Raw genomic sequence first — 24,795 nt, 5'->3', positions numbered from 1 at the left:
GATAAATTATTAATCTATGTCCTGGGGGTACTTCAAATTCCATTGTTGACGGAGCACATCCATCGTTTCCATAATTTTTAAAGTGTGATCCAACGGCATAATTGGACTTTCACGCTCACCGTTTTTCAAACACCGTACAACTTCCACTGCTTGGTAGCTTAAACCGTTGCTTTCGTTGGCATGGGAAAAAGTCGTAGTAGGATAACGCAGTTTTGACACTAAACTCTTCACAAGTAGATTGCGTTTCATTAACGTAATGAGTTTCTGCTTTAGGCGTGAAGAATTCACACAATATTTAGCCGTTGAAACCACTGGAGAATCTGGGAATTTGATAAGCGAAATCCGCTCAGGTTCGTAAAACGGCTCATGAATAACAATTTTGCCTCGGGTTCCCGTGATGATGGCGGAATTTGAGCCATAGGTGTTCAGTGTGGAAGACAAGATAGCTAGCATGCTACTCTCATAGGTCAATAACATTGCAGATTGTTCGTCAACTCCTGAGTTGCCTTTACAAGCTTGACCGCTAATTTGATTTGGAGGTCCAAATAAAAAAAACGCCAAGGAAAGGGGGTAAACACCTCGATCTAATAAGGCACCTCCTCCGAGTTCAAGCTTAAAAAAGCGGTTATTGGGATCGAACTGGGTAGGATAGCCAAATTCGGCGGTAAACAAGCGTATTTCACCTATGTCGCCCCGATCTACAATCTGCTTAACCTTCTGAATCAGTGGCATAAAGCGCATCCACATTGCCTCCATACAGAAGAGCTTCTGTTCGCGTGCTAAGGTAATGACTTCTTTTGCTTCGCGAGCATTGACCGTGAAGGGTTTTTCGCAAAGTACTGCTTTTCGGGCTTTTAAGCTAGAAATACAATTTTCTTTATGATAAATGTGAGGGGTAGCAACATAGACGACATCAATGGTTGGGTCATTAACCAGGTCTGAATAGCTACCGTAAACCTTGGGTACATTGAATTGATGGGCAAATTTTTGGGCGGATGCTAAAGTGCGCGAACCTACTGCCCATAACTGAGCCTCGGGAACCGAGCGTAGTCCATCAGCAAATTTTTGAGCAATAAATCCAGTCCCAAGAATACCCCAACGAATCGGTTGTGATGTAGATACCATAACTGACCTCTAGTGTCGCCTTTTAAATTGAGAAAAATTACATTACATCCTAAGGTTGAATCGGAGCAAAAGTCGTCGTACTATTGAGAGCGAGAAAGAGTTAACACCTAAATCTGTACGAAAGCGTTGTTGCCAAATACTTCAAAAGAAGTTGTTCGCAAATCTAAATTTACCCATTCCAAGGCGGGATGTTCGTACCAGGAAGGTGGTTTTTCCCTCGCGATCGCACGGACTCGATACCCGCGTCGCAACGCCTCGGCGACGACGTATCGACCTAAAAAACCGGAAGCACCTGTAATGAATGCGATCGGAGTTTGCGCGTTATCCTGCATCGTTTATACCATTTTGGATTTTGGATTTTGGATTGGTTAGTAGGGGCGGGTCGAGCTAAAAAAACGCGAGAGATTGCCCTTGTCTCCGAGTCTCAGAAGTCTCTCTGACTCCAATCTTTCTGAAAATTGCTGTCACGATTTTGCCCATGACATTGGTTCGATTGGGTCGAAGGATGAGGTAATTTTGTAGGGAGAGCCTGTTTCTAGCGCGTTGTGAATGGCGAGAACGACCTCATTGATATGGAGAGAAAATCTAGCTGACAGGCGGCAGGAACGTTGCTCGGCGATCGCGCTAGCCAATTCTGCCACGCCTCGACAGAAATCCATTTGCATGGCTCCTTTATAGGGATAGCGTTTCTTGGGTTTTCCAACCAGCGGATATTTAATTTTCCAAGGAGTCTCAAAGGTCTTGCGCCGGATCGTAATTCTGCGCTTGATATAAACTGGGGAGTTATAGTACCAGCAATCGTGGGTAGAAAGTATGCCTTCGTCGCCGATAATTTGCAGCTCATGGTTGTGAGGCGCAATGATACTACAGGTCAATCTGGCAACAACGCCGGAAGCAAACTTAATACAAGCGACCGAAAAATCTGGCGAATTAACCGCCAAGGGAACGTCTGTTTGCTTGTCGGGGATTAAACAGGAAGAAAAGGCAGTAACGGTTTGCGCCGGACCAAAAAAAGCCGCCAGCCAGGAAATATAGTAGCCAGCGTGTTCCAAAGTACACCCGACTTCAAATTCATCTTTGTAGGGCCAGGGAATGCCAATCCCGTTAGTCCATTGCTTGTATGCCATGCGATGCAGCAATCCATCGTCTATCTCTGCATAGACGAGTCGCGCAGTCCCGATGACGTTTTCTCGCAGCGCTTTCCAGAGGGTTTGCGCGGTTTCCCCAAGCAGATTGCAGGGAGCGGAGGTAATTAATAAGCCTCGTTGTTCGGCTAGGTTCACCAGTTCTTGAGCTTCTGAGAGTGCCATCGCCAGCGGCTTTTCGGAGTAGACGTGTTTGCCAGACTCCAAGCAGGCTTTGGAAACCGAGAAATGGCTGCTAGGATTGGTGAGATTGACGACGAGATCGACGCAATCGTCCTCAAGTAGCTCTTCCAAGGAATGGTAGAAAGGCACTGAATAATGGCTAGAGTAGATAGATGCTCTCGCCAAATCTCGATCCATGACTCCCACCAGTTCTAGATTGGGATGGAAGGGAAGTGTTTTTAAATAGTAATCGGCAACGAAGCCACAGCCAACGATCGCAATCCGCATGGAAACTTCCTTTATGTCTCAACTTTCTGTGCAACAGGCATTTTATATTCGATTAGCGTCGCTTGCTTGCCGCGCCAACGCATCAGCCAGTACTGAAACTGACCGATCGCCTGCGCTGGTTTAGATAGCATACACCAAAAAGCATACAGGCGAGCGTGAGAGGGTAAATCGCCTTGAGTGAGACGGTAGCGATAAATTCGCCACATTAAGGCTGGATAACCGAGCAATAGCAGTAAACTGAGTCCAGAAGTTAGCCAAGCCAAAGCGATCGCGATTAACGGGACAAAAAATCCCCACATCCAGCCGCTCTTATTTTCTCGCCTCATGTAGCACTCTGGTGGCGCGCCGTGCATGGCTGCTCCTTCGGCAACTGCCCAACCGCCACGGATCGAGCGCTTCCACCACTGACCGAACTCGTACATCGCCATATCGTGCAGGGTCATGTCGGCATCGATGCGCCGAATTTTCCATCCGCGCTGGCGCAGGCGGATACACATTTCCGGTTCTTCTCCGCAAATCATGCGATCGTTAAAGCCATTGACTTCTCGAATAGCACTGACTCGCATTAAGGCATCGCCACCGCAGGCTTTCGCTTCGCCAACGGGTGTATTCCATTCCATGTCAGCGAGTCGATTGTAGGGCGATGCGTCGGGAAACCGTTCTCGCCGACGACCGCAGACAATGGCGAGTTTTTCGTCTTCATCGAGGGTTTGTACGGCTTGCTCGATCCACCCCTCAATTAGTTCGCAGTCTCCATCGATAAATAGGACGTATTCGAGATCGGGAAAATGCTCGATCAGATAGTTAAATCCGGCATTTCGTCCTCGCGCTGCCGTAAACGGAGCCAATGCGTCCAATTCGATCGCGCAAGCGCCTAGAGATTGCGCTGTGGCTACGCTACCATCTGTCGAACCGGAATCGACGTAGATAATCGGTACGTCTTGGGGAAGTTGGTTGATTAGAGATTTCAGGCAACTGACGAGTCGTTCGCCTTCATTTCTTCCTATGGCAACTGCGCCGATGCGGCTCATGCTTTTGAGTTGGATAATGTAAGTAGGCTGGCAATGCGATCGCATTAGCTCGTTAGAGAATGTTTGGAAAGTCCAAGAGCGATAGAATTTGTCATTGTAAGCGCAATAAAATAGAATTTGTCATTGTAAGCGCAATAAAATGGAGCTAACAATCCCAATCTTTCGGCATTGGCTGAGATGCTTCGCTTCGCTGCGCTACGTTAGGCATGACAAAAACTATACTTTTCAAACATCCTCTTAGGGAGTTTAGCATTAGCTGTCAAGCAAGTAAAGAAGATTTAACGACAAGACTGGCAACACTATTTGTGTTGATTCATGCGTCGAATCAGCCAATAACTCGCTGAAAGTGCGAGGCTGGCAATGGCTAGAGCAATGAGATCGATCTTGTCGTATTGTTTGGGATCGAAAATAATAATTTTGCGAGCAACCGCAATTAAAGCTGTAACGACAACTAACTCAACTTGAACGATATGTCTTCTTAGATAAGCGGTTATATTTTCTAACAATTCTAGAGCGATTAGTATGTTTAAAAACATACCAAAAATTTCAATTAAAGTTTTACTAAAAAAACCAGTGGCTTCTGTCGCGATTAGATCTATAGACAAAATCATGACCAGATCGAACAGAGAAAATAAAATAACAATAATTAGTGCGATAGATAAAACTTTTGAAACCAGGTTTTCTACCTTGTGAATCCCATAGAGAAAATTTTCGTCTTTGAGTAATTGCCTCACTCCTATTGCTATTTTTTTTAAAAATTTCATCTTTAATTTAGTCAATAATTTTATATTTTTTTTGTTTAATATTTTTTCTAAAAAAATGAGAAGGCAGAGGAAATATCAACCCAGGCTTGCTAAAACTTTAAGTTTTTTTGCAATTATTTCTTAGCTGAATTTATGTTAGAAATAGTTTTCCTCTACCTTCCAATAATATTCTAAAAAGATGGAAGTAATTTATCGAGCTAAATCAGCTTGCTTCACTTGCTTTGCCGATTCTACTTGCTTTTGGGACTCTCCAAAGGTCAACCGTAAGAACGGTGGGGCTAAAAAAGTGGTCAGAATAACCATAATGATAATCGCAGCTTGCAAAGGTTTGTCAAGAACGCCACTAGCCGTACCGATCGCGGCAAACACCAGTCCGACTTCGCCGCGTGGAATCATGCCGATACCAATCGCTAAGCGATTAATGCCAGATTGACCGAAAACCGACCATCCCGTTACGATTTTACCCAGAATTGCCACCCCGATCAAGAAAGTAGAAATAATCAATCCCTCTCGATTTTCAGGAACAAGGGGATTGAGAACGCCTAGATCGACTTTGGCGCCGACGGTGACAAAGAAAATCGGCACGAGGATGTCGGCGATGGGTTTAACTTGCTCGTCTAGTTCTTTGCGCTTGTCGGTTTCATCTAGGACTAAACCCGCCGCAAACGCACCCAAAATGGCTTCTAAATGAATGGCGTTGCCAATGAAAGCCATAAAAAAGGCAAAGATAAAAGCTGGAACGATAAGATTGCCTCGCGTTTGTAATACGTTGGCGATCGCGACAAAGGATTTATTAAAGAATTTGCCCAGTAAAATCGAACCGATAAGAAAAACGGTAGCGCTGACAATTAGATAGATAACATTCGCTACGTCTACTTCGCCGGTTTTAGCAAGACTGGCCACTACTGCCAGAACGATAATGCCCAGGATATCGTCGATAACGGCAGCACCGACAATAATCTGACCTTCTTTCGACTTGAGTTGTCCAATTTCTGACAAAACTTTGGACGTGATGCCGATGCTAGTGGCTGTCAGTGCCGCGCCTGCAAAAATGGCTGGAATGGCTGGAACGTGAAAGAGTAACATTAGCCCAGCAGTACCCGCGCCAAAAGGAACCGCTACGCCAACGCAAGCAACAATCGTCGCTTGATAGCCGACTTTTTGCAATTCTCGAATGTCAGATTCTAAACCAATTTCAAAAAGGAGGATAATGACTCCGAGTTCGGCTAGAACAGAGATAACCTCGCTCTGACTTTGAAAGATTGACGTTAGCGTTTCGGGAGAGAGGTTATCGATGAATTTGAGAATACTAACAATAACTGAGTCGGAGGCAATAGCGCCGCTTTCGGGGAAAACGACCAAATGTAGCGCAGAAGCGCCTATAACTACGCCAGCAATTAATTCTCCTAAAACGGGGGGAAAGTCCAGCATGCGAGACAATTCCCCGCCGAGTTTGCTGGCAATGTAAATAACCACTAAACTCAGCAGTACCCCCGTTAGGACGATAGGGGCATATTCAGATTCTGTTGCAGTTGCTAGTAGAGGAAATGTTGGCGGTGATATCGAGGTTATTGCATTAATCATTAGTTTTACAAAGGTAGAATTTAGGAGGGAGAAAACGCGATTGCCTTCATTGGGATTTAAATCGCCAAAGCGATCGCTTCTCGCCAATCAACAACTTTCGAGTGCTGTCTCGTTTGGATTAGCGGCATGACCCTCAACCAAGGCAACCGCTTGTTGCAAGGCTTCGGTGCGATCCATTAACAAATGATGGTGAGGAATGAGGTCGAAAAGTCCCAAGCGTTCCAGTCGGCGCTTAACTTTGCCAGCCGCACCTACGACGAACACTTTAAGTCCCTTATCGCAAGCGTCCTTGATGGCATTCTCAATCGCCAGAGAAGCCGTTACGCCTAGCATCGGCACGTCGCTCAAATCTACGATCAAAACATCGGCATCTGCCATCGCTCTATGTTCGCGCTCGATCGCTTTAGAGACCCCGAAGATCATTGGTCCGCTCAGGTAAAATAGCAGCACGCGACCGTTAGTGCGATCGAGCAGTCCCTTTTCTTCTGCGGTCAGTAAAATTTCGTCATCGGTATCGCTAATCACTTTCACCTCTTTAGCTTGGAGGCTAGAGAGACGCTCGATTGTCAGAATATTGGCAATAAATACCCCAACGCCGACGGCAACGATCAGATCGACAAATACGGTCAGGAGCAACACGCCGTACATAATGAGTGCTCCTTTGACAGATACCTTATGAGAGCGCTTGAGGAAGCTCCAATCGAGAATGTCAATCCCCACCTTGAGGGCGATACCAGCCAGTACTGCCATGGGAATGGTTTCGGTTAGATTAGCAGCCCAGAGTACGACCACTAATAAGATCAGAGCGCGAGTTAGACCCGATAAAGCGGTGCTAGCGCCAGTCTGGATATTGACCACCGTTCCCATGGTAGCACCCGCACCGGGCAAGCCACCGCACAATCCGGAAACCAAGTTCCCAATCCCTTGACCGATCAATTCTTTGTCAGATTTGTGTTCGGTACGGGTCAAACTGTCGGCAATCACTGCCGTAAGCAAGGTATCGATACATCCCAGCATTCCCAGCATTGCCCCATCAATAATCATCGTAGTGATTTGAGCAGGAGTAAATGTAGGCATTTGCAAGGTTGGCAGTCCCATTGGGATCTCGCCAATTCGTCTGATCTCAACCCCGTTAAAGATGGTCAGAGAGACGATGGTACCTACAATTAATGCCACCAGTTGGGGGGGAGCATAGCGCTTGATTTTTGATGGCATTAAGAAAATAATTGCCAGCGTCAGCGCACCTAAGGCAGTTTCAGCCGGATTGATATTGGACAACAGTTGGGGTAGGTTTTGCACCATGCCTAGTACCCCGCCCTTGGGGTTGGGTTGTCCGACAAACGGAGCTAGCTGAAGGATAATTAAGATAACTCCGATCCCGGACATAAAACCCGAAATCACGCTGTAGGGCATGAGGGTAATATATTTTCCCAGCTTGAAGGCTCCAAAAATAATTTGAAAGATTCCCGCCAGCATGACAACGGTAAACGCCATTGCCATACCGTTCTCCGGGTTTTTAGCCGTCATACTGGCGACAATCGTTGTCATGACCACGGTCATCGGTCCGGTTGGTTCGGAAATGAGGGTTGGCGTGCCGCCAAACAGTGCAGCAAAAAAGCCGACGCAAACAGCGCCGTAAAGACCAGCTACGGGACCGACACCGGAAGCGACACCGAACGCTAGCGCTAGCGGTAAGGAAACGATCGCAGTAGTTACGCCTCCAAATAGGTCGCCGCGCAAGTTATAAAAATGAATGCGATTGGTTATTTGCATGGATAATCGAAAAAACTGTTAGCTGAAACGGCTTTGAGTTCTCAGTCGTAGCTAGACAGGACTACAACCAATCGAACCTGTTCTCAGAACCAAGCTAGAGTAGAACTGCTTCAATCATCTGGTTAAAAGTAGCTTTTCCAGAATGTTTTCGGTTTTCTAGTCAGCTCGATCTGATCAGTACAAGCAGATCTTGCACCCATTATTCATAGAAAAAGTACTATGAAAATATAAAAATCTATTGCATAGATTCTATAGAAAGACCTTTCCCTTGACAAGGAAAAGGTTCAATTTTTTAGTTAAAAATTATTAATAGGAAAATAAACTTATGATTATCACTCAACTAACTTGCGAGCAAGTTAGTTGAGTTATTAAACCTAGAACCCTTATGCCGCATCGTCGTGAGCGAAACGATTATAGAGAAAGTCTAGGGCATAGTTACGCAGATCGTAGTATTGCGGATCTTCCATAATGCGTTCTCGATCTCTCGGACGCGGAAAAGGAATCTCCACAATCTCGCCAATGTTTGCCGCAGGCCCGTTGGTCATCATGACTAAGCGATCTGCCAAAAATAGGGCTTCGTCGATATCGTGGGTAATCATCAACACCGTACAGCGATGCTCGTTCCAAATTTTGAGCAATTCTTCTTGTAATTCCTCTTTGGTGATAGCATCCAATGCCCCAAAAGGTTCGTCTAAAATTAAGACTTCAGGACGAATTGAGAGCGCTCTAGCGATGGAAACCCGTTGTTTCATCCCGCCAGAAATTTGCGGGGGTTTTTTCTCTGCTGCTTCCGACAATCCCACCATCGCTAAATGGTCGCGAACGATCGCTCTTTTTTCCTGTTCCAATTTTTTGGGATAAACAGCATCGACGGCTAAATAAACATTCTCAAATACCGTCAGCCAAGGCAGGAGAGCATAATTTTGGAAAACCACCATGCGATCGGGACCCGGTTTTTTAATGGGTTTTCCGTTCACGCGAACCGAACCAGTTGTGGGACTGGCGAAACCGGAAACCATATTCAACAGCGTCGATTTGCCGCAACCAGAGTGACCGATAACGCAGATAAATTCCCCTTCATTAACCGTCAGATTGACGTTTTCTAGGACAGTATAAGGTCCTGTTGGAGTGGGATAAACCTTGGAGACACCTTCAATAACCAGAAAGGCTTTATCATCAAAAGCTTGCGATCTTTGTGGAATCGTATTTTGAACGGCTTGCATCTTTTTCTATTGTTGATTGACGACTGGTTTTTTATTGGTTAGTTGGTTAGTGGTTAGTCGATCTTTTGCTGGCTAACTCCTAACCACTAACTCCTAACTAACCCTCTTAAGCAGCTATCGCTTTCGGTGCATTTAGATGAACTTCTGCCATCGTGACGTTGCGCTTGATCTCTAATTTATTGAGATAGCCCAGCGGATCTTCAGCATCGAATTCGATGCCATCAAACAACTTAATTGGTTCGCGGCGATATTTGATGTCACTCAAGCCCAGTTCTCTAGATGCAGTACTAAAAACGCTTACGCGGCAAACTCTTTCTAGAATTTCCAGCCAGTTACGCGGCAAAGGAATATCTCCCCAACGCGCTAGTTGCGTCATCATCCAGAGGTGTTCCGTGCGACTGGGACGATTGACCCCATCGCCGAAGAAGAGAAGGTGCCCGTATTCGTACATGGGTTTATCCAAGCTACAGGTGTTGGCATTGGGGTCGCCTAATTGAATGTAGTCAACCCTAGTGCTAAGATACTTGCGATCGGCAAGCATTTGGCGAATTTCTTCGTGGTTGGCAGGATCGGCACAGTAGCGACAGCCCTCTAAAATAGCTTTTACTAGAGCGACATGGGTATTGGGATAGGTATTAGCCCAGTCTTCTCTAACTCCCAAAACTTTGCCGGGGTGTCCCAGCCAAATTTCTAAGTCGCTGGCGACGGTGAAGCCAACTCCTTCCATGGCAGCGCGGAGGTTCCAAGGGTCGCCGACGCAGTAACCGTCGATCGTGCCTGCCTTGAGATCGGCTACCATTTGAGCGGGAGGAATGGTCTTGATGGAAACATCGCGATCGGGATCGATCCCGCCCGCTGCCAACCAGTAGCGCAATAAAATGTTGTGCATGGAAGAAGGGTGTACCACGCCGAGAGTATGGGGTTCTCCATCCAACGCCAATAGCTTTTGTTTGAATTCTTTAGCGTTGGTCACTCCCTGTTCGTAAAACTTTTTCCCTAGCGTAATCGCATTGCCGTTGCGGGTCATGGTTAGAGCGGACACGATGGGGATGGGGGTTTCATCGTGACCGCCTGCGGTTAACCAAGTCGGCATGCCAGCGGGCATCTGTGCCCCATCTAAATAACCGCCGACGACTCCATCGACAATCCCGCGCCAACTGGTTTCTCGCACCAAGTTAACTTCATCTAACCCATGCTTGATGAAAAAGCCTTTTTCTTTGGCAACAACGAGGGGAGCGCAGGCAGTGAGAGGGACGAAACCAATTTCTAGGTTGACTTTCTCTAAGCCATGACGGGCAATGACGGCGGTTTTCTGCGCCCGGATTTTCTTGATGCGTTTTTGCTGGTTGAGAAAGTAAATAATTTCGCTGCGCAAGCTGTAGTAACTGGGGTGGTTAACGACTTCCATGCGTTTGCGAGGGCGAGGAATGTCTACTTCTAAAATTCCCCCGATTTTGGAAGCGGGTCCGTTGGTGAGCATCACGATTCGGTCAGACAAAAGCACGGCTTCATCTACATCGTGAGTGACCATGACGGAGGTAATATGATATTCGTCGCACAGCTTCATTAACTGCTCTTGCAAACTTCCCCTGGTGAGGGCATCTAGTGCGCCAAAGGGTTCGTCGAGCAAGAGCAATTTGGGACGAATGGAGAGGGCGCGGGCGATCGCAACCCGTTGTTTCATCCCCCCCGATAGCTGTTTGGGATACTTATCGACGGCATGGCGCAAACCGACCATATCGATATATTCATCTACGACTTGGCGGCGTTCGGATGCAGGCGCGCCCGCCATTACCTCATCGACTGCCAAACTAATGTTTTGTCTGACTGTCAGCCAAGGTAGGAGAGAATAATTTTGGAACACGACCATGCGATCGGGTCCTGGTTTCTTAATGCGTTGCCCTTCTAGGGAGACGACTCCCTCGCTGGGCAAATCCAGTCCGGCAATCATGTTTAGTAGTGTGGATTTCCCGCAACCGGAGTGACCGATCAGAGAAACAAATTCGCCTTTTTTAATCTGTAGATTGATTCCTTTGAGGGCAACGTACTGTCCGCCTCCGGTAAGGTTAAAAACTTTGTCAATGTTGTCAACTGCTACAAAAACGCCCATTTTCAGTAATCAGTAATCAGTTTTTAGTATGCAGGCATCTTGCCCGCGCAAACGCTACGCAAACCCGTTATTCGCCTGGGACGATGAGGGTTTGTATCCAAGCAACGAAGCGATCGAGAATCAACCCAACCGCACCGATATAGACGAGTGCCAAAATAATGTCGCTGATGTAGTTATTTTGATAGGCATCCCAGATAAAGAAGCCAATTCCTACAATCCCGGACATGACGATTTCCGCAGCGATAATAGCTAACCAAGCCAAACCAATTGCAATTCTCAATCCGGTAAAGATATAGGGCAGTGCAGAAGGAATGAGGATTTTGAAGAAGAATTTTTGATTGGAGAGCTGTAGAACTTGTCTGACGTTGATGTAGTCTTGCGGGATCTGCTGAACGCCTACTGCCGTGTTAATGAGAATCGGCCAAACTGCGGTGATAAAGATTACGAATAGGGCTGCGGGTTGGTTCTGTTGCAAAGCAGCCAGAGAGAGGGGAACCCAAGCCAAAGGCGGTACGGTTCGCAGGAACTGGAAGAGGGGATCTAGGGCTTTGTTAATAATTGGACTTACCCCGATTAAGATGCCAACACTAATGCCAACTAAGGCTGCTAGCGAATAGCCGATTAAGACTCGCTTTAAACTTTCTAGTGTCTGCCAAAATAAGCCTTTGTCGGTTCCGCCGCGATCGAAAAAAGGATAGAACAAATAAGTGCTAGTTCGCTCGTTTGTAACGACTTCTATCGGACCTGGTAGTTTGATCAATCCGATTGCCGAAGATAATTGCCATACGACTAAGAACGCCAGAATTCCTATAACAGCGGGAAGAAAGTCCTTAGAATATTTTTTCCAGAATTCGCTGACGGGGTTTCCTACCGAACTATTACGACTTCTTAAAGTTGCGGTCATTTTTTAAGTTTTCCTCCTTGATTGTTTTAGATTCGTCTTGGTTTTATGCTTTCTTGATTTCCAAACTATCTAAATAAGCTTGTGGGTTTTCTGGGTCAAATTCTTTGCCATCAAAAAACTTTTCTACTCCTCTAGAAGTACTGGAAGGAATATCCGCTTCGGCAATTCCTGCTTCCTTAGCCGCTTCTTTCCAAAGATCTTCGCGATTTACTCTATCGATTAGCGCTTTGGCATTGGTTAAGGTATCTTTGGGGAGGAAGCCCCAACGAACGCTTTCTGTCAGGAACCAGAGATCGTGGCTCTTGTAGGGATAAGAGACGCTACCTCTAGGATCTTTCCAGTACAGCACGCCTTGCTTGGCAACATCCTTGATATCTGCTTTGCCATCGCCCATCTTGTAGCCGACTGTCAACGGCTCTTGGAGAACGGCTACAGGTACGTTAAAATAGCCAGCGGCAGACAGGATTTTTGCCATTTCTTGCTTGTTTTCAGTCTTGTCGCACCACTGCTGTGCATCTATAATTCCTTTTAAAAGAGCTTTGGTAGCTTTGGGGTTCTTATCTACCCAATCAGCTCGGATGGCTAAATATTCCTCTGGATGAAAAGGCCAAATTTCAGACGTTAAAGCAGCCATGAAGCCGATATTGTCGGTAACAATCCGGTAGGGCCAAGGGTCGCCCGTACTGAAGCCATCCATGGTTCCAGTTTTCATGTTGGCAACCGTTTGCGCAGCTGGTACGGTAAGGATGTTAACATCCTTATCTGGATCGATTCCTGCTGCGGCAAACCAGTAGCGAATCCAAAAGTCCTGATTGACCCTTGGAAAGGTCTGGGCTGCTTTGAAGGGAGTACCTGCTTGCTTGAGACCGATAATATAGTCTTTTGCTCCTTTGAGATCGAGTCCAATTCCTTTGCCTTGGTGTTTGTTGGCGATCGCGATGCCATTGCCCTGCGTATTCAACTGCGCCAACACATACATGGGGATTTTCACGTTATTTTTAGTGATTAACCCTTCAGAAATTAAATAGGGCATAGGCATCTGCCACTGACCTCCGTCAATCCCGCCAGCCGCCGAACCAATCTCTACGTTGTCTCTAGCTGCTCCCCAGTTAGCTTGCTTGGATACCTCGACTTCGGTCATGCCATATTTGGCAAAGAAGCCTTTTTCTTTGGCTATAATGAGTGGGGCTGCTTCTACGATTGGAATAAATCCTAGTTTGATTCTGGTGGTTTCGGGCGTTGTTTCCGGCGTCAGACTAACAGGTGCAGCCTCTTGGGCTGGTTTAGAGGCAGTATCTGGCGGATTTCCTACGCAACCTTTCAGCAAAACTGCACCCGCACCCGATGCAACGGCTACACAGATAAATTTACGGCGAGAAAATTTAGAAAAATCAGACATAAAACCTCCGGGCAGACTATCCCTTTGCTGTAAATAAAATTAAGAAAAGATTAACGAGCCATAAACTCAGAAAATATTGACATCACAAGATGCAATGAGTGTTCAATAAACACTCAAAAAGCTTTTCCTTAAACGATCTGGCAAAAGACTATGTTAGTTTGACAGATTATTCAGAAAGTTGAATTGATTTAATAGATCAGTTTACATCCTTTTTTAAAAAATACTTAAGTTTTTCATGAAACTCGTAAAGAAAAATTTAATTTCATCTATAAGTATTGATTAAGATGCTTGTATTGCAAGCATCTTATCTTCAAAAGCCAGGTTTCTTTAATAGAGTTTTACCTATAGATTGATATTAATTTTTGTTAAATCAGGAAATGAAAAAGAATTAATTAAATGATTGAGATAGATATTAATCAATTGCTTGAAATCGATATCAATCATTCATAGTGAATAGATTTACTATTATGAATATTGCGGGCATTCCACTAGATTGAATAAACTCTATTAATAAAATAGATTATGGACAATGAATACTAACGCTTAAACACTTAAATAATCAAATCTGAGATATTTAATAACCCAGAGACTGATAACAGATAACTGTCAAGCAATCGGAAGCGAAAAGCGAAACGTACTTCCTTTGCCAAACTCGCTTTCGACTTCGATTTGACCGCCTTGAAGTTCGACTAAACGACGCGCGATCGCAAGTCCGATTCCGGTTCCGCCGGAGTAGCTAGCGCGGGATTTATCGGCACGCCAAAAACGCTCGAAAATATAAGGTAAATCTTCCGGTGCAATGCCGATTCCCGTATCGGTAACTGCTATCCAAACCCAATCTTTATCTCGCCAAGCGCGAAGTACGATCGAGCCTTTCTCGGTGTAGCGCAGGGCATTGCCTAGTAAATTGACTAATATTTGTTCGGTGCGATCGAGATCGGCTAAGACAGGTGGCAGATCGGCCGGACAATCTAATCGTAATACGGGACCTTCTTCTAATAACTGATCGGCAAATTTTTCTAGTAATGACTTTAAAATTGGATATAAATTAATTTTTTTGGGATTAATCGATAAATATCCTGCTTCGGCTTTAGAAAGTTCTTGTAGATCGCTAGTCAATCGTTCTAAACGTCGAGTTTCTCTTACCAAGCGTAGATATAATTCCGATGAAGGTGCGATCGCGCCATCTGCTAATTCTTCTAAATAACCCCGGACTACTGTTAAAGGCGTTCGCAGTTCGTGAGTCAGATCGCTAATTAATTCTCGCCGTCGCTTTTCGACATCTTCTAGGCTACTGGCCATGCGATTAAAACTCTGCGCTAGTTGATTTAATTCGGGAATTTCACTGCCTGGCATCCTTTCTTTTAAATCCCCTGCCGCAAATTTTTGGGTAATTTCTTTCATTTGCTTGACGGGTTTGGTTACTCGCTTCGATACCCAATAACTCAATCCTCCTGCTGTCGTTGCCCCAGCGACAACCGACCAAATCGCACTACTATCCCAAGCGGTTTTAAAGCCTTCAACTAAGTAAGTCCGCGCCGAACGAATAGTAAAAAATCCTCTTCTCTCCAACTGTTCTAAACGAATAACAAACATCTGCGGAGAAGAAAGTTTCGCGATCGCGATAAAACTTCCCAAACCCACAATCATCACCAACAAGTGGGAGAAAAATAAGCGCGTTCCCAAACTAAACTTAGCCACGATCGCTCCTTAGATAAGTTTTCATGATACGATCTTTAAATCAAGTCGAGCGAGACCGATAGGGAAATTGCGATCGCGATGAGTTTAACTAATATTAACGCTCGCAAACATGAGTAGAATCTTCTGCTTTTTCTGCCAACTCCAATCCCCCCGGCGATCGCCCTACAAAAAACAACTCTCAACCATCTTCAAATTTATAACCAAGACCGACAACGGTTTTAATAAAAGTTGGATTGGCGGAATCGGGTTCGATTTTTTTTCGCAATCGTCTGATATGAGTATCGACTACTCGTTCGTCTCCATAAAAGTCATTTCCCCATAATTTATCGATTAGTTGCGTGCGACTCCACACTCGACCTGGATAACTGATAAACGTAGCAAGCAGATTAAATTCAAGGGTAGTCAGATCGAGGGGTTCTTCTTGTTCGGAGTTCAAACGACGACTGGCAGTATGGCGATCTAAATCGACAATAAAATGTGGCGTTCGATAAACTTGAGTTGGCTGTTGTTCGACTTGTCGCAAGCTGCGCCGCAATAGCGCCCTCACTCTCGCGACTAATTCTCTTGGGCTAAAGGGTTTGACTAAATAATCGTCTGCTCCTGTAGAAAGACCGATGACGCGATCGATCTCTTCTCCTTTGGCGGTTAGCATCAAAATATAGGGGTCTTTTTTGCTGGGTTTTTGTCTTATTCTCGTACAAACCTCTAACCCATCCAAACCGGGAAGCATGAGGTCGAGAATAATAAGGTCGGGTTGCTGTTGTTGGAAAATCTCCAATGCCTCTAGTCCATTATTGGCAAGACGGCATGAAAACGATTCTCTTTCTAAAGTTTGTTGAATCAGTTGAGCAATTTCCACTTCATCTTCAACAATCAAAATATTCATGTTCTTAGAGTTTGCTAGAACAATCTTTCTTTATCTTGCCTTTATTTAATTGGCATTAACAATTACAAAAAGAAACAATGAAGTCGGGCTAAAATGTAAAAGGCTGTCAGAGAAAAATGGTATTAGGGGAGGTAAACGAAATGACGGCTACGAGTTTAACTGAGCAAGAAATTGCCGCGTTAACGCCAGAGGATGTTGCTCATTTAGCTGCGCGCCTGGAACGAGACGATTACAACAATCCTTTTGAAGCTTTGCAGGATTGGCATTTGCTGCGGGCGATCGCGTTTCAGCGTCAAGAATTAATCGAACCCTATCTCCACTTGCTCGATATCGAAGCCTACGATGAGGCATAGTAGTACTTGAAAGTCGCCTTCTCGTCTAAAAATATAAGGCTGCAAGGGAGAATGGTGTTGGTAAGCTATGCTAAGTCTGAAAAATCTCCTGGTTACCCTATCAATAGTGATTTTTATTACCATAGCTAGTGGCTTGGGATTAGTTGCCCCGGCTGAGGCAACTACAGTAAGCTTTCAGTGGACTGGGAAAAAGGGATATTCAGCCAAGGGTTCATTTAGCTACGATCCGCCGACAGTTCCCACGATTATTTCCGAGAAAGGGGCTGGGAAAACAAATGTCTTACAGTCTTTAGTCGTGACTTTTTATACTTCCTCTGGCGAACCGATTGGCACTTATGACAATGTGGTTGATGGAGTTGCTCAAGGACATTATTTTGAATTCAACTTCGATCCCACAACGCAACAAATTGTTGGACGTGTCGATTTAGGTGGCGAATTAGCTGGCGAGATTTATTTAAAGGGAACGGTCGATGACGAGTTATCCTTGTTTTCAGTAGATAAATCTGGTTTCGATCGCATTATCGATCGCGGTTCCGACTCTTTGGCAGCATTTCGCCAAGTCTCAAGTTAGAGATTTTGTTAATGATTAATTATCCCTCGCTAGCACTAATCAACGATGAACCGATAACCCGATCGCAAATTCATCAAACTTGACGACTTCGGAGTTGGGTTGGCGCGTATCAAAATAATAGCTACTGACGGTTCCATTACTCGTATCTAAAATACTAAATACAGTAATATCATTACTGGCAATATAAGGGAGCGATTGCCCATTTTCATCTAACAAAGGCGCAATTATTGGAACTACCGGTTCTAGTCCATTTGGATTGCCAACAGCTACATAATCTAAGTTAGGATTATCCGTTGGAATCGGTCTTCTATTTTCTCCGATATGAGCGCCGTAAGTATTGCCCACATTAGACGACTCTAAGAAATGCATGCCGCTGGAACTAACAAAGCGATTCCACAGATGGGAATGTCCGTAATAGACGAATTGCACGCCTGCCGCTTCTAAAATCGGCATGAGATCGCGGATGATATAATCATTTTTTCGGGGATAATCATAACGAACCGATTTAAGGCTTCCATCCGATGCATATTCAAGCCGAGGAATCGGATCTGTGTAAGGCGGAACGATATTTCCTCCTAAAGTATGAACTGGATGATGGAACATGACAATTTTGTATTTTGCCTGCTTAAACTCTTGACTTTGCAGTTCTTCTTCTAGCCAACGATATTGATTGCTTCCTTTGGCGATAGGTTCAAAAATCATTTGTCCGTAGCCCCACTTTTGTGGATTATTTAAGTCCTGTTCGCTTTCTTTATATCGACCGCGATCTTTAGGGGCAAGACTAGGAGAACGCCACATATTCGTCACATATAAAACAACTAGACGAATATCGCCAAAGGTGACGGCATAGTATTTTTTCCCACCCGAACTATTTTGAGGCAGAGAAAAAATTTCTTCATAAGTATCTGTATTAAAAGAATTATTTTTTATCCAGTTTTCTTTGGCTTGAGAATCGAATTCTAGATTGGTTGTTTGATAATATTTTTCAGCTTGAGTACGAGGGAAAGAATCATCAAATTGATCGTTTAATGGCGTTTCCATCGAAAATCTTCCCATTACTTCATGATTGCCGATCGCGGGAAATAAAGGCGCATGTTGAATTAATTCGCCGCCATGATAGATAGTTTTAACGCCATTTTTTTCTAAAACATAATTGGCACGACCTTGAAGACAAGGGAAAAAAGCACCGCCTCGGCTATCATCAAACCATTCAGAAGCGCGATCGGGAATATTGACTAAATCGCCGGCAAAAAAGACGGCATCCACTCGTCCGATAGTTTCCACGACTTTCTGTAGATTCGCTGCGGTGAGGGGCATCAGTTGATGATCCGAAGTCAGTAGAATTTTTAGAGGCTTTCCTGGTTTGGGGGTAGATACCAAGCTAAAAATATTGCTTTTAACTTCTTCTGTTTTCCCACCATTGTCTCGCACGCTGATGGCTTGATAAGGAACTCGTCGATTGGGCGTTAACCCTGTCACTTCGGCTTCGTGTCGCCAAATATCCCGCTTAGTTGTCTGCGTATAGCCTGGAGTCACTTTTGAGTTTTTATCTTCTCTAACGCGGCTAAGCTTGGTTGTCGTCGCTTCTGCCGAGAGTTCGAGGTTGTTTCCATAAATAACTCGATGGTTAGAACCTTCAAAATCCGTAAACCAAACAACCCGTACCGAGTTTTCAGTCGGCATTTGCAGGAAGGGATCGCTTAGGAGAAAGGATGTAGCCATTCTGGGAGACTCTTTAGTAGACACCACTATTATGAAGGCAATGGCAGCGATTAGGAGAAAGGCAGCCATCGTTAGAATCGTATAGGTTCGCGATCGCCCCCTTGAGAAAAAGAACATCAATGTCGCTAATTGTTGTACTAATCCTATTATTCATTGCTAACTGGCTTTTCTCGGAGTCTTTAGTCTTTTTTCCCATGCATGTCCTTAATTGGCTAGGACACTACAGTTGGTTGTGCCTAATTGGTCTTTTATTAGCACTGTTGAGCTGGTTTTTTGGAGACGATTAGATTAAGGCTAAATGCACGATGCCATCGCCTTGATTGACGAGAGGATTTTGGGTATGTCCGATGACCATGCCCTTTTTTGGGGCGCGAACTTTCGTGTTAGTTTCGCCAAACGCGTCGGTAATAATTCCCAAGGACTGCTTTTTCTCAACTTGTTCCCCTAACTTAACGGCTAAGTGCAAGATACCACTGCGAGACGCTCTCACCCACTTGGTTTGAGAAACTTCTACCGATGTTACCTCCGTCGCTGGAAAAGGTAAAGGATACATCCCCAAATAGTCCATTACTCGTAAAATTCCATTCGTGCCAATTTGAATCGCTTGCTCGTCAAAGCGCAGAGCTTCTCCTGCTTCGTAGAGTAAAATGGGAATTCCTTGTTGCTTGGCTGCGTGACGCAACGATCCATCCCGCGTGGTGGCATGAATGAGGAGAGGGGCGCCAAATGCTTTAGCAAAATGATAGGTTTGTTCGTCCTCCAAATTGGTACGAATTTGAGGGAGATTGATGCGAGGGATAGCAGCCGTATGGAGATCGATGCCGTGGGTACAGCGTTTGACAATTTCCGTCATGAATAAATGTGCCAAACGGGCGGCTAAGGAACCATTCGGGGAACCGGGAAAAGAGCGATTTAAGTCTCTGCGATCGGGCAAATAGCGGGATTGTTCGAGAAAGCCAAATACGTTGACGATAGGAACTGCGACTAACGTCCCGCACAACTTTTTCGGTTTTATCTTCTCCAACACCTGGCGGATGATTTCTACGCCATTGATTTCATCTCCGTGAATGGCAGCACTCAGCCACAATCTCGGTCCGGCTTTTTTGCCATTGACGACAATGACGGGTAGAGAAATAGGGGTTTGGGTGGGTAAATGCGTCACCGGAATTTCTAGTCGCCGTCGTTTCCCAGGCGGAATCGTTTCTCCAGCAATTTCCATCTTGTTAATGATTAATATTGAATGCGATCGCGCGGCGCTCCGTTAGTCGCTTTTTTAGCCACAAATTCAATAATTTTTCCCGCTACGTCTAATCCCGTTGCTGTTTCAATTCCTTCCAATCCTGGCGAAGAGTTCACTTCGATTACCACCGGACCGCGATCGGAACGAAGCAAATCTACCCCCGCAACGCTCAACCCCATCGCTTTGGCTGCTCGAATTGCGGTACTGCGTTCTTCTGGGGTTAATTTAATTTTCTCGGCTTTGCCGCCTCGATGCAGGTTAGAGCGAAATTCGCCTTCTGCTCCCTGGCGTTTCATGGCAGCAATCACTTTACCCCCGACCACAAAACAGCGAAGATCGGTGCTTGCGGCTTCTTTGATGTATTCCTGAACTAAAATGTTGGCATCCAATCCGCGAAAGGCTTCGATAACCGACTTTGCCGCTTGATGGGTTTCGGCGAGAACTACGCCAATTCCCTGAGTTCCTTCTAAGAGTTTAATCACGACGGGTGCGCCGCCAACGGTTTTGATTAATCCATCAATATCTTGGGTGTCGTGGGCAAATCCCGTTACGGGCAAGCCAATCCCTTCGCGAGCCAGAATTTGCAAGCAACGAAGTTTATCGCGCGATCGCGAAATGGCTTGGGATTCATTGGCACTAAAAACTCCCATCACCTCGAACTGTCGCACTACAGCGGTTCCATAAAAGGTTCTCGACGCAGCAATGCGCGGAATGATGGCATCAAAATTCTCCAAAGGCTGACCGTTGTAAACAACCATCGGTTTGTGGGCGGTGATGTTCATATAGCAACGCAGATAATTAATCACCCGCATGTCGTGCCCTTGGGCTTCTCCAGCTTCTTTAAGTCTTCGCGTCGAGTAGAGAGAGGCATCCTGGGATAGGATTGCAATTTTCATATTGTTTCTAGAGGCAGAGAGCACGGGAGTAGGGGAAGTCGGAAGTCAGAAGTCGGAAGTTGGGGAGACTTCCGAGACGGGAGAGTGGGGAGAAAACTAACTACTAACCACAAACTACTAACAAGTGACCAAATAATTACGAATTACGAATTATTTGAGTCCCCAATCTAAAATCCTTTCATCAAAAATCGCCAAACATCATTTGCTGGCGGTGGACGCGCAATAGGTACAACTCTTGCCCAGAAACTCGTTCGAGCATGTAAACGACGTGTTCTGGTTGTAAGAGCGTTCCGTCATTGCGGCAACTCCCCACATAACGCAAAACGACAGGCTGTTCGGTGGTATTTTCTTGGGATTCGAGGGTTAATTCAAACAAGCGATCGCGCAAATTTACTAGGGTTTTCTTTCCAGATTTGGTTGTTTTCTCCCAAACAATCTCCTTTAAAGCCAGAATCGTATCAAGCCAACGTTGCCATTGTTCTCTAGAAACTGGCTCGACTGCGCCGACTTTAATAAAATATTCAGCTTTCTCTAGCAATCCCGTTGCCGCTGGCGATTGTACGCTCACTTCTTCAATTCGATAGACTGGGATGTCCGCTGGTAACTGAGCGACCAATTTTTGACGAAACGCTTCTATGTCCATGCGATCGGTCAATTCAAAATCGACAATCTCTCCACTGCTAGTAACTCCCAGAGGCAAGGCATTAGCAATAGAAATCCTCGGCCCTGGATGATAGCCTCCGGTAAAGGAAATCGGCAATGCTGCGCGACGTACGGCGCGATCGAACAGGCGTACTAAATCCAGATGACTCACTAATGCCATATCGCCTTGCTTGCCAAACCAGACGCGGAATCGCTGAACTCGATTTTGGTTGGGTTGGAAATGTCCGCTAAATTGGGGAATCGGCGGCGGTTCGACGACAATATTATGTCCGAAATCTACTCCGCAGATACCGCAGTGAGAACAGCCATCGAAGGAACAATCGGGAACGATCGCAGCTTCCAGCGCTTTCTGTAAGTCTTCTCTAAGCCACTTCTTATCGATCCCCGTATTGATATGATCCCACGGCAAAGGCACATCAAGGGGATTTTTGGTTTTAGATTCTGACTTCTGAACGACTGACTCCTCCCCAAAAACATTCCACTCGCCCTTTTCGATTTGACGATACTTCCAGGTCAATCCCGATTCGGCAATGGCTACCTCCCAAGCGGCAAAGGCTTTTTCAGTATTTTCCCACCAGGCATCCATTCCGGCACCGAGTTCCCAGGCGCGACGGATGACGGCGGCTAAGCGTCTGTCTCCCCGTCCTAAAAAGTCCTCCATTGCCGAGATGCGCACGTCGGTGTAATTAACTTTTACGCCTTTCATGCGGCTGAATTCCTGGCGCAAAAGCTCTTGCTTGCGGATAAATTCAGTGGTAGAGACAGAATGCCATTGGAAGGGGGTGTGAGGTTTGGGAGTGAAGTTAGAAATCGTGATGTTGAAGTCAAGGCGCTTTCTTCCATTAAGGCGACATTCTCTCCTCAACCAACGGACGGTTTCGGCAATGCCGATGACATCGACATCGGTTTCGCCCGGCAAGCCGATCATAAAATAGAGTTTGACTTTATCCCACCCTTGCTCGACGGCGGTTTTGACTCCTCGCAGCAATTCTTCGTTGGTGAGTCCTTTGTTAATGACATCTCGCATTCGTTGGGTGCCTGCTTCTGGGGCAAAGGTTAGTCCCGATTGCCGCGTACCGCCGACGATATTAGCAATATTTTCGTCAAAGCGATCGACCCGTTGGCTGGGCAGAGAGAGGGATATATTTTCGTTTTTGAGGCGATTTTTAATTTCTATCCCGACAGCTGGCAGGGCGAGATAGTCGGAACAACTGAGGGAGAGGAGAGAAAATTCATTGTAACCCGTGGCGCGGATTCCCTTTTCGATCGCGCCGATAACCGCTTCGGGTTCTACGTCTCTTGCCGGACGAGTCAGCATTCCTGGCTGGCAAAAGCGACACCCGCGAGTACACCCACGACGAATTTCTACGGTCAGGCGATCGTGAACGGTTTCTACATAGGGAACCAAACCGATAGAATAGGCTGGCATAGGAGTTGCTACTCGCCGCAAGATTCTTTGGGGTACGTCGGGACGGTTGGGACGAACCGAACCATCTTCCGCGGCATCGTAAAATCGGGGAACGTAAACGCCGGGGACTTGCGCCAAATCTAGGAGCAATTCTTCTTTGCTCAATCGGGCTGCTTTGCCTTCTTCGATGACGAGACCGATTTCTGGCAGGAGTTCTTCTCCGTCGCCGATGGCGATAAAATCGAAGAAGTCGGCGTAGGGTTCGGGGTTGGAAGTTGCTGTCTGTCCCCCGGCAAATACGAGTGGATAGTCGCCTGTTGCCCGTTCTTGCCAGGTGAGGGGAATGTTTGCCAGAGCAAGCATTTCTAAAATATTGGTAGCGCCGAGTTCGTAGCTGAGGCTAAAACCGAGAATATCGAATTCAATGAGAGGTTGTCGAGATTCTAGGGCGAATAGAGGAATTTTATCCGATCGCAATCTAGCAGCGAAGTCGGGGGCGGGTAGGTAGGTGCGATCGCACAGTTGTCTCGGTTGGGCATTTAAAATGTTGTAGAGAATGATATGTCCTAAGTTGGATGCCCCCACTTCGTAAACTTCTGGGTAGGTTAAAACCCAACGAACTTTAGCGCTTTCCCAGGGCTTGTGTATGGCTCCCAATTCATTACCTAGGTAGCGAGCAGGTTTGGAAATATCAGGTGTTAGAATCTTCTCAATTGCAACTGCCACAACTAAAAACCTCCGGTATTGAGCTTGGCACTAATGCTCGGCTTCTCTAATATACCGGATGTTTTCCCGCGCGATCGCCTTCGTCGGCGATCGCCTAGCTTCAAAAACTTAAACGGCTACGGGCTTGTCTAAAGTTTTCTCAAAAGCATGACGATTTTCAAAGATCTCGAATACTCTATCCAACTGCGTCAGCTCAAAAATAATGCGCACTGAGGGAGCTAACGAGCAAAGGCTGAATCGCTTCCCTTGACTTTGAGTCAGGCGAAAAGCCGTTACTATTGCCATCAAACCAGCACTGTCGAGAAACTCAACGCGACTCATATCGACCAAAAAGACAGAATAAGCTTGAGAGGTTACTGCTGTTGTAAGTGCCTGTTTAAACTCATCAACGTTAGCAGCCGTAATATAACCGCTGGGTTCAAAGGTTGCCACGCTAGAACAAACTAAAGCATTTTTCATGATTTCACCTTGTCTAAAATTTGCCTCGACGATCCAGAGTCAAATGATAATTAGTTAGTCGAAAAATTTTCGGTAAGTATTGCTGATTATCAATTCGTTATTTTTCCAGGAAGTTAACCTAACATAATCCGAGCGTTGGGGCAACTTGTTGGTCTAGGATTTTCTCTTTTGACAAGAGAGTACTTGTTCGTCAAAAAGACGTTAAGTGTCCTTAAAGCTAACATAGTATTTGTCCGTTTCATTTTCAATCAATCGCAAGATAGATAGTGCTCTAGCATTTTAGCGATATTTTATTAAAAAAAAGTAAAGAAAGTTACCAAAATTTGGCTTGCTTTTAACTGAGGCATAGAGAATTCAAAGCTTGTGACCGATTATTATTGCCGAAAAATTAGACTAGCGATATTTTTCTAATGTAGTCAAAAATGAATTGATGTCAAGAACGCTAGTTACAAACTATGGTGGAAACCACACATATAATTCGGCAACTTGTAGAACAAGACCTGCCCATAAAGCGGCTAACTCCTGAATAGAAAATGCTATTAACTACGAGCTAACTCGCTTGAGTTCTACTCTAATGTAGATTGCGAGGCTTTAGAGTTACTTATGAGTAAACTACCCCACGCCTAAAAGGGCGGGGGCTTTCGGTAGCCCTTGAGTTATCG

General features: G+C 45.5%; 20 protein-coding genes. 2 read left to right on the top strand and 18 right to left on the bottom strand.

The genetic code is table 11. The features are described 5' to 3' along the window. Nucleotides 1-9 precede the first annotated feature (9 nt). The 13 genes from NIES593_RS17070 to NIES593_RS17010 form a co-directional block, all read right to left on the bottom strand. The gene (locus NIES593_RS17070; RefSeq protein ID WP_073600728.1) at nucleotides 10-1,125 is read right to left on the bottom strand and encodes a Gfo/Idh/MocA family protein; all 1,116 of its coding nucleotides are present in this window, start codon (nucleotides 1,123-1,125) and stop codon (nucleotides 10-12) included. A 107-nt stretch (nucleotides 1,126-1,232) separates the two neighbouring features. Beyond that, complete coding sequence (locus NIES593_RS17065) at nucleotides 1,233-1,457, bottom strand: NAD-dependent epimerase/dehydratase family protein (RefSeq protein ID WP_083602475.1); 225 nt, start codon at nucleotides 1,455-1,457, stop codon at nucleotides 1,233-1,235. Between the two features lie 132 nt (nucleotides 1,458-1,589). Then, entirely contained in the window at nucleotides 1,590-2,720 is a 1,131-nt protein-coding gene (locus NIES593_RS17060) for a Gfo/Idh/MocA family protein (protein ID WP_073600727.1), read from the bottom strand. Nucleotides 2,721-2,731: 11 nt separating this feature from the next. Continuing rightward, on the bottom strand, nucleotides 2,732-3,751 hold the full coding sequence (locus NIES593_RS17055) for a glycosyltransferase family 2 protein (RefSeq protein ID WP_073600726.1): 1,020 nt from the start codon (nucleotides 3,749-3,751) through the stop codon (nucleotides 2,732-2,734). A 299-nt stretch (nucleotides 3,752-4,050) separates the two neighbouring features. Next, entirely contained in the window at nucleotides 4,051-4,515 is a 465-nt protein-coding gene (locus tag NIES593_RS17050; RefSeq protein ID WP_073600725.1) for a phosphate-starvation-inducible PsiE family protein, read from the bottom strand. 189 nt (nucleotides 4,516-4,704) lie between these two features. After that, on the bottom strand, nucleotides 4,705-6,099 hold the full coding sequence (locus tag NIES593_RS17045) for a cation:proton antiporter (protein ID WP_073600759.1): 1,395 nt from the start codon (nucleotides 6,097-6,099) through the stop codon (nucleotides 4,705-4,707). An 87-nt stretch (nucleotides 6,100-6,186) separates the two neighbouring features. Next, complete coding sequence (gene bicA, locus NIES593_RS17040) at nucleotides 6,187-7,872, bottom strand: bicarbonate transporter BicA (protein WP_073600724.1); 1,686 nt, start codon at nucleotides 7,870-7,872, stop codon at nucleotides 6,187-6,189. Between the two features lie 383 nt (nucleotides 7,873-8,255). Next, entirely contained in the window at nucleotides 8,256-9,095 is an 840-nt protein-coding gene (locus tag NIES593_RS17035; protein ID WP_073600723.1) for a nitrate ABC transporter ATP-binding protein, read from the bottom strand. Between the two features lie 106 nt (nucleotides 9,096-9,201). Next, entirely contained in the window at nucleotides 9,202-11,205 is a 2,004-nt protein-coding gene (locus NIES593_RS17030; protein ID WP_073600722.1) for an ABC transporter ATP-binding/substrate-binding protein, read from the bottom strand. 67 nt (nucleotides 11,206-11,272) lie between these two features. Then, nucleotides 11,273-12,109, bottom strand: coding sequence for a nitrate ABC transporter permease (gene ntrB, locus NIES593_RS17025; RefSeq protein ID WP_073600721.1), 837 nt, complete (start codon nucleotides 12,107-12,109; stop codon nucleotides 11,273-11,275). A gap of 43 nt (nucleotides 12,110-12,152) precedes the next feature. Beyond that, nucleotides 12,153-13,508, bottom strand: a complete 1,356-nt coding sequence (locus NIES593_RS17020; RefSeq protein WP_073600720.1) for a CmpA/NrtA family ABC transporter substrate-binding protein — start codon at nucleotides 13,506-13,508, stop codon at nucleotides 12,153-12,155. A 606-nt stretch (nucleotides 13,509-14,114) separates the two neighbouring features. Next, entirely contained in the window at nucleotides 14,115-15,209 is a 1,095-nt protein-coding gene (locus NIES593_RS17015; RefSeq protein ID WP_073600719.1) for a sensor histidine kinase, read from the bottom strand. A gap of 178 nt (nucleotides 15,210-15,387) precedes the next feature. Next, nucleotides 15,388-16,095: a response regulator transcription factor gene (locus NIES593_RS17010; protein WP_073600718.1), complete on the bottom strand. Its 708-nt coding sequence runs from the start codon at nucleotides 16,093-16,095 to the stop codon at nucleotides 15,388-15,390. A 140-nt stretch (nucleotides 16,096-16,235) separates the two neighbouring features. Between NIES593_RS17010 and isiD the strand changes: the two genes are divergently transcribed. Both isiD and NIES593_RS17000 read left to right on the top strand, forming a co-directional pair. Beyond that, the gene (gene isiD / locus NIES593_RS17005; RefSeq protein ID WP_015143230.1) at nucleotides 16,236-16,448 is read left to right on the top strand and encodes a protein IsiD; all 213 of its coding nucleotides are present in this window, start codon (nucleotides 16,236-16,238) and stop codon (nucleotides 16,446-16,448) included. Between the two features lie 67 nt (nucleotides 16,449-16,515). Next, nucleotides 16,516-17,019: a hypothetical protein gene (locus NIES593_RS17000; RefSeq protein ID WP_073600717.1), complete on the top strand. Its 504-nt coding sequence runs from the start codon at nucleotides 16,516-16,518 to the stop codon at nucleotides 17,017-17,019. 39 nt (nucleotides 17,020-17,058) lie between these two features. Here NIES593_RS17000 and NIES593_RS16995 read toward each other — a convergent pair whose 3' ends face one another. The 5 genes from NIES593_RS16995 to NIES593_RS16975 all read right to left on the bottom strand — a co-directional run bounded on the left by NIES593_RS16995 (nucleotide 17,059) and on the right by NIES593_RS16975 (nucleotide 24,133). Further along, the gene (locus NIES593_RS16995; protein WP_083602474.1) at nucleotides 17,059-18,858 is read right to left on the bottom strand and encodes a purple acid phosphatase family protein; all 1,800 of its coding nucleotides are present in this window, start codon (nucleotides 18,856-18,858) and stop codon (nucleotides 17,059-17,061) included. Between the two features lie 166 nt (nucleotides 18,859-19,024). Further along, nucleotides 19,025-19,960 carry a succinylglutamate desuccinylase/aspartoacylase family protein gene (locus NIES593_RS16990; RefSeq protein ID WP_073600715.1) on the bottom strand — a complete coding sequence of 312 codons (936 nt, stop codon included), beginning with the start codon at nucleotides 19,958-19,960 and terminating at the stop codon, nucleotides 19,025-19,027. A gap of 11 nt (nucleotides 19,961-19,971) precedes the next feature. Further along, nucleotides 19,972-20,877 (bottom strand): 30S ribosomal protein S6--L-glutamate ligase, encoded by a 906-nt coding sequence (rimK, locus tag NIES593_RS16985; protein ID WP_073600714.1) that lies wholly within the window; start codon nucleotides 20,875-20,877, stop codon nucleotides 19,972-19,974. A gap of 181 nt (nucleotides 20,878-21,058) precedes the next feature. Then, a complete protein-coding gene (locus tag NIES593_RS16980) occupies nucleotides 21,059-23,674 on the bottom strand; it encodes a TIGR03960 family B12-binding radical SAM protein (RefSeq protein WP_073600713.1) in 2,616 nt (871 codons plus the stop codon). Between the two features lie 108 nt (nucleotides 23,675-23,782). Then, a complete protein-coding gene (locus NIES593_RS16975) occupies nucleotides 23,783-24,133 on the bottom strand; it encodes an STAS domain-containing protein (protein ID WP_073600712.1) in 351 nt (116 codons plus the stop codon). Between the last annotated feature and the right edge of the window lie 662 nt (nucleotides 24,134-24,795).

The organism is Hydrococcus rivularis NIES-593 (assembly GCF_001904635.1).
GTDB lineage: Bacteria > Cyanobacteriota > Cyanobacteriia > Cyanobacteriales > Microcystaceae > Hydrococcus > Hydrococcus rivularis.
The sequence above is the reverse complement of the archived record's forward strand: the minus strand, read 5'-3'. Positions and strand labels throughout refer to the sequence as shown.

Bases quoted from the DNA above. Each gene is read 5' to 3' on its own strand.
- NIES593_RS17070 (WP_073600728.1), bottom strand. From the start codon at position 1,125: ATGGTATCTACATCACAACCGATTCGTTGGGGTATTCTTGGGACTGGA.
- NIES593_RS17065 (WP_083602475.1), bottom strand. From the start codon at position 1,457: ATGCAGGATAACGCGCAAACTCCGATCGCATTCATTACAGGTGCTTCC.
- NIES593_RS17060 (WP_073600727.1), bottom strand. From the start codon at position 2,720: ATGCGGATTGCGATCGTTGGCTGTGGCTTCGTTGCCGATTACTATTTA.
- NIES593_RS17055 (WP_073600726.1), bottom strand. From the start codon at position 3,751: ATGAGCCGCATCGGCGCAGTTGCCATAGGAAGAAATGAAGGCGAACGA.
- NIES593_RS17050 (WP_073600725.1), bottom strand. From the start codon at position 4,515: ATGAAATTTTTAAAAAAAATAGCAATAGGAGTGAGGCAATTACTCAAA.
- NIES593_RS17045 (WP_073600759.1), bottom strand. From the start codon at position 6,099: ATGATTAATGCAATAACCTCGATATCACCGCCAACATTTCCTCTACTA.
- bicA (WP_073600724.1), bottom strand. From the start codon at position 7,872: ATGCAAATAACCAATCGCATTCATTTTTATAACTTGCGCGGCGACCTA.
- NIES593_RS17035 (WP_073600723.1), bottom strand. From the start codon at position 9,095: ATGCAAGCCGTTCAAAATACGATTCCACAAAGATCGCAAGCTTTTGAT.
- NIES593_RS17030 (WP_073600722.1), bottom strand. From the start codon at position 11,205: ATGGGCGTTTTTGTAGCAGTTGACAACATTGACAAAGTTTTTAACCTT.
- ntrB (WP_073600721.1), bottom strand. From the start codon at position 12,109: ATGACCGCAACTTTAAGAAGTCGTAATAGTTCGGTAGGAAACCCCGTC.
- NIES593_RS17020 (WP_073600720.1), bottom strand. From the start codon at position 13,508: ATGTCTGATTTTTCTAAATTTTCTCGCCGTAAATTTATCTGTGTAGCC.
- NIES593_RS17010 (WP_073600718.1), bottom strand. From the start codon at position 16,095: ATGAATATTTTGATTGTTGAAGATGAAGTGGAAATTGCTCAACTGATT.
- isiD (WP_015143230.1), top strand. From the start codon at position 16,236: ATGACGGCTACGAGTTTAACTGAGCAAGAAATTGCCGCGTTAACGCCA.
- NIES593_RS17000 (WP_073600717.1), top strand. From the start codon at position 16,516: ATGCTAAGTCTGAAAAATCTCCTGGTTACCCTATCAATAGTGATTTTT.
- NIES593_RS16995 (WP_083602474.1), bottom strand. From the start codon at position 18,858: ATGTTCTTTTTCTCAAGGGGGCGATCGCGAACCTATACGATTCTAACG.
- NIES593_RS16990 (WP_073600715.1), bottom strand. From the start codon at position 19,960: ATGGAAATTGCTGGAGAAACGATTCCGCCTGGGAAACGACGGCGACTA.
- rimK (WP_073600714.1), bottom strand. From the start codon at position 20,877: ATGAAAATTGCAATCCTATCCCAGGATGCCTCTCTCTACTCGACGCGA.
- NIES593_RS16975 (WP_073600712.1), bottom strand. From the start codon at position 24,133: ATGAAAAATGCTTTAGTTTGTTCTAGCGTGGCAACCTTTGAACCCAGC.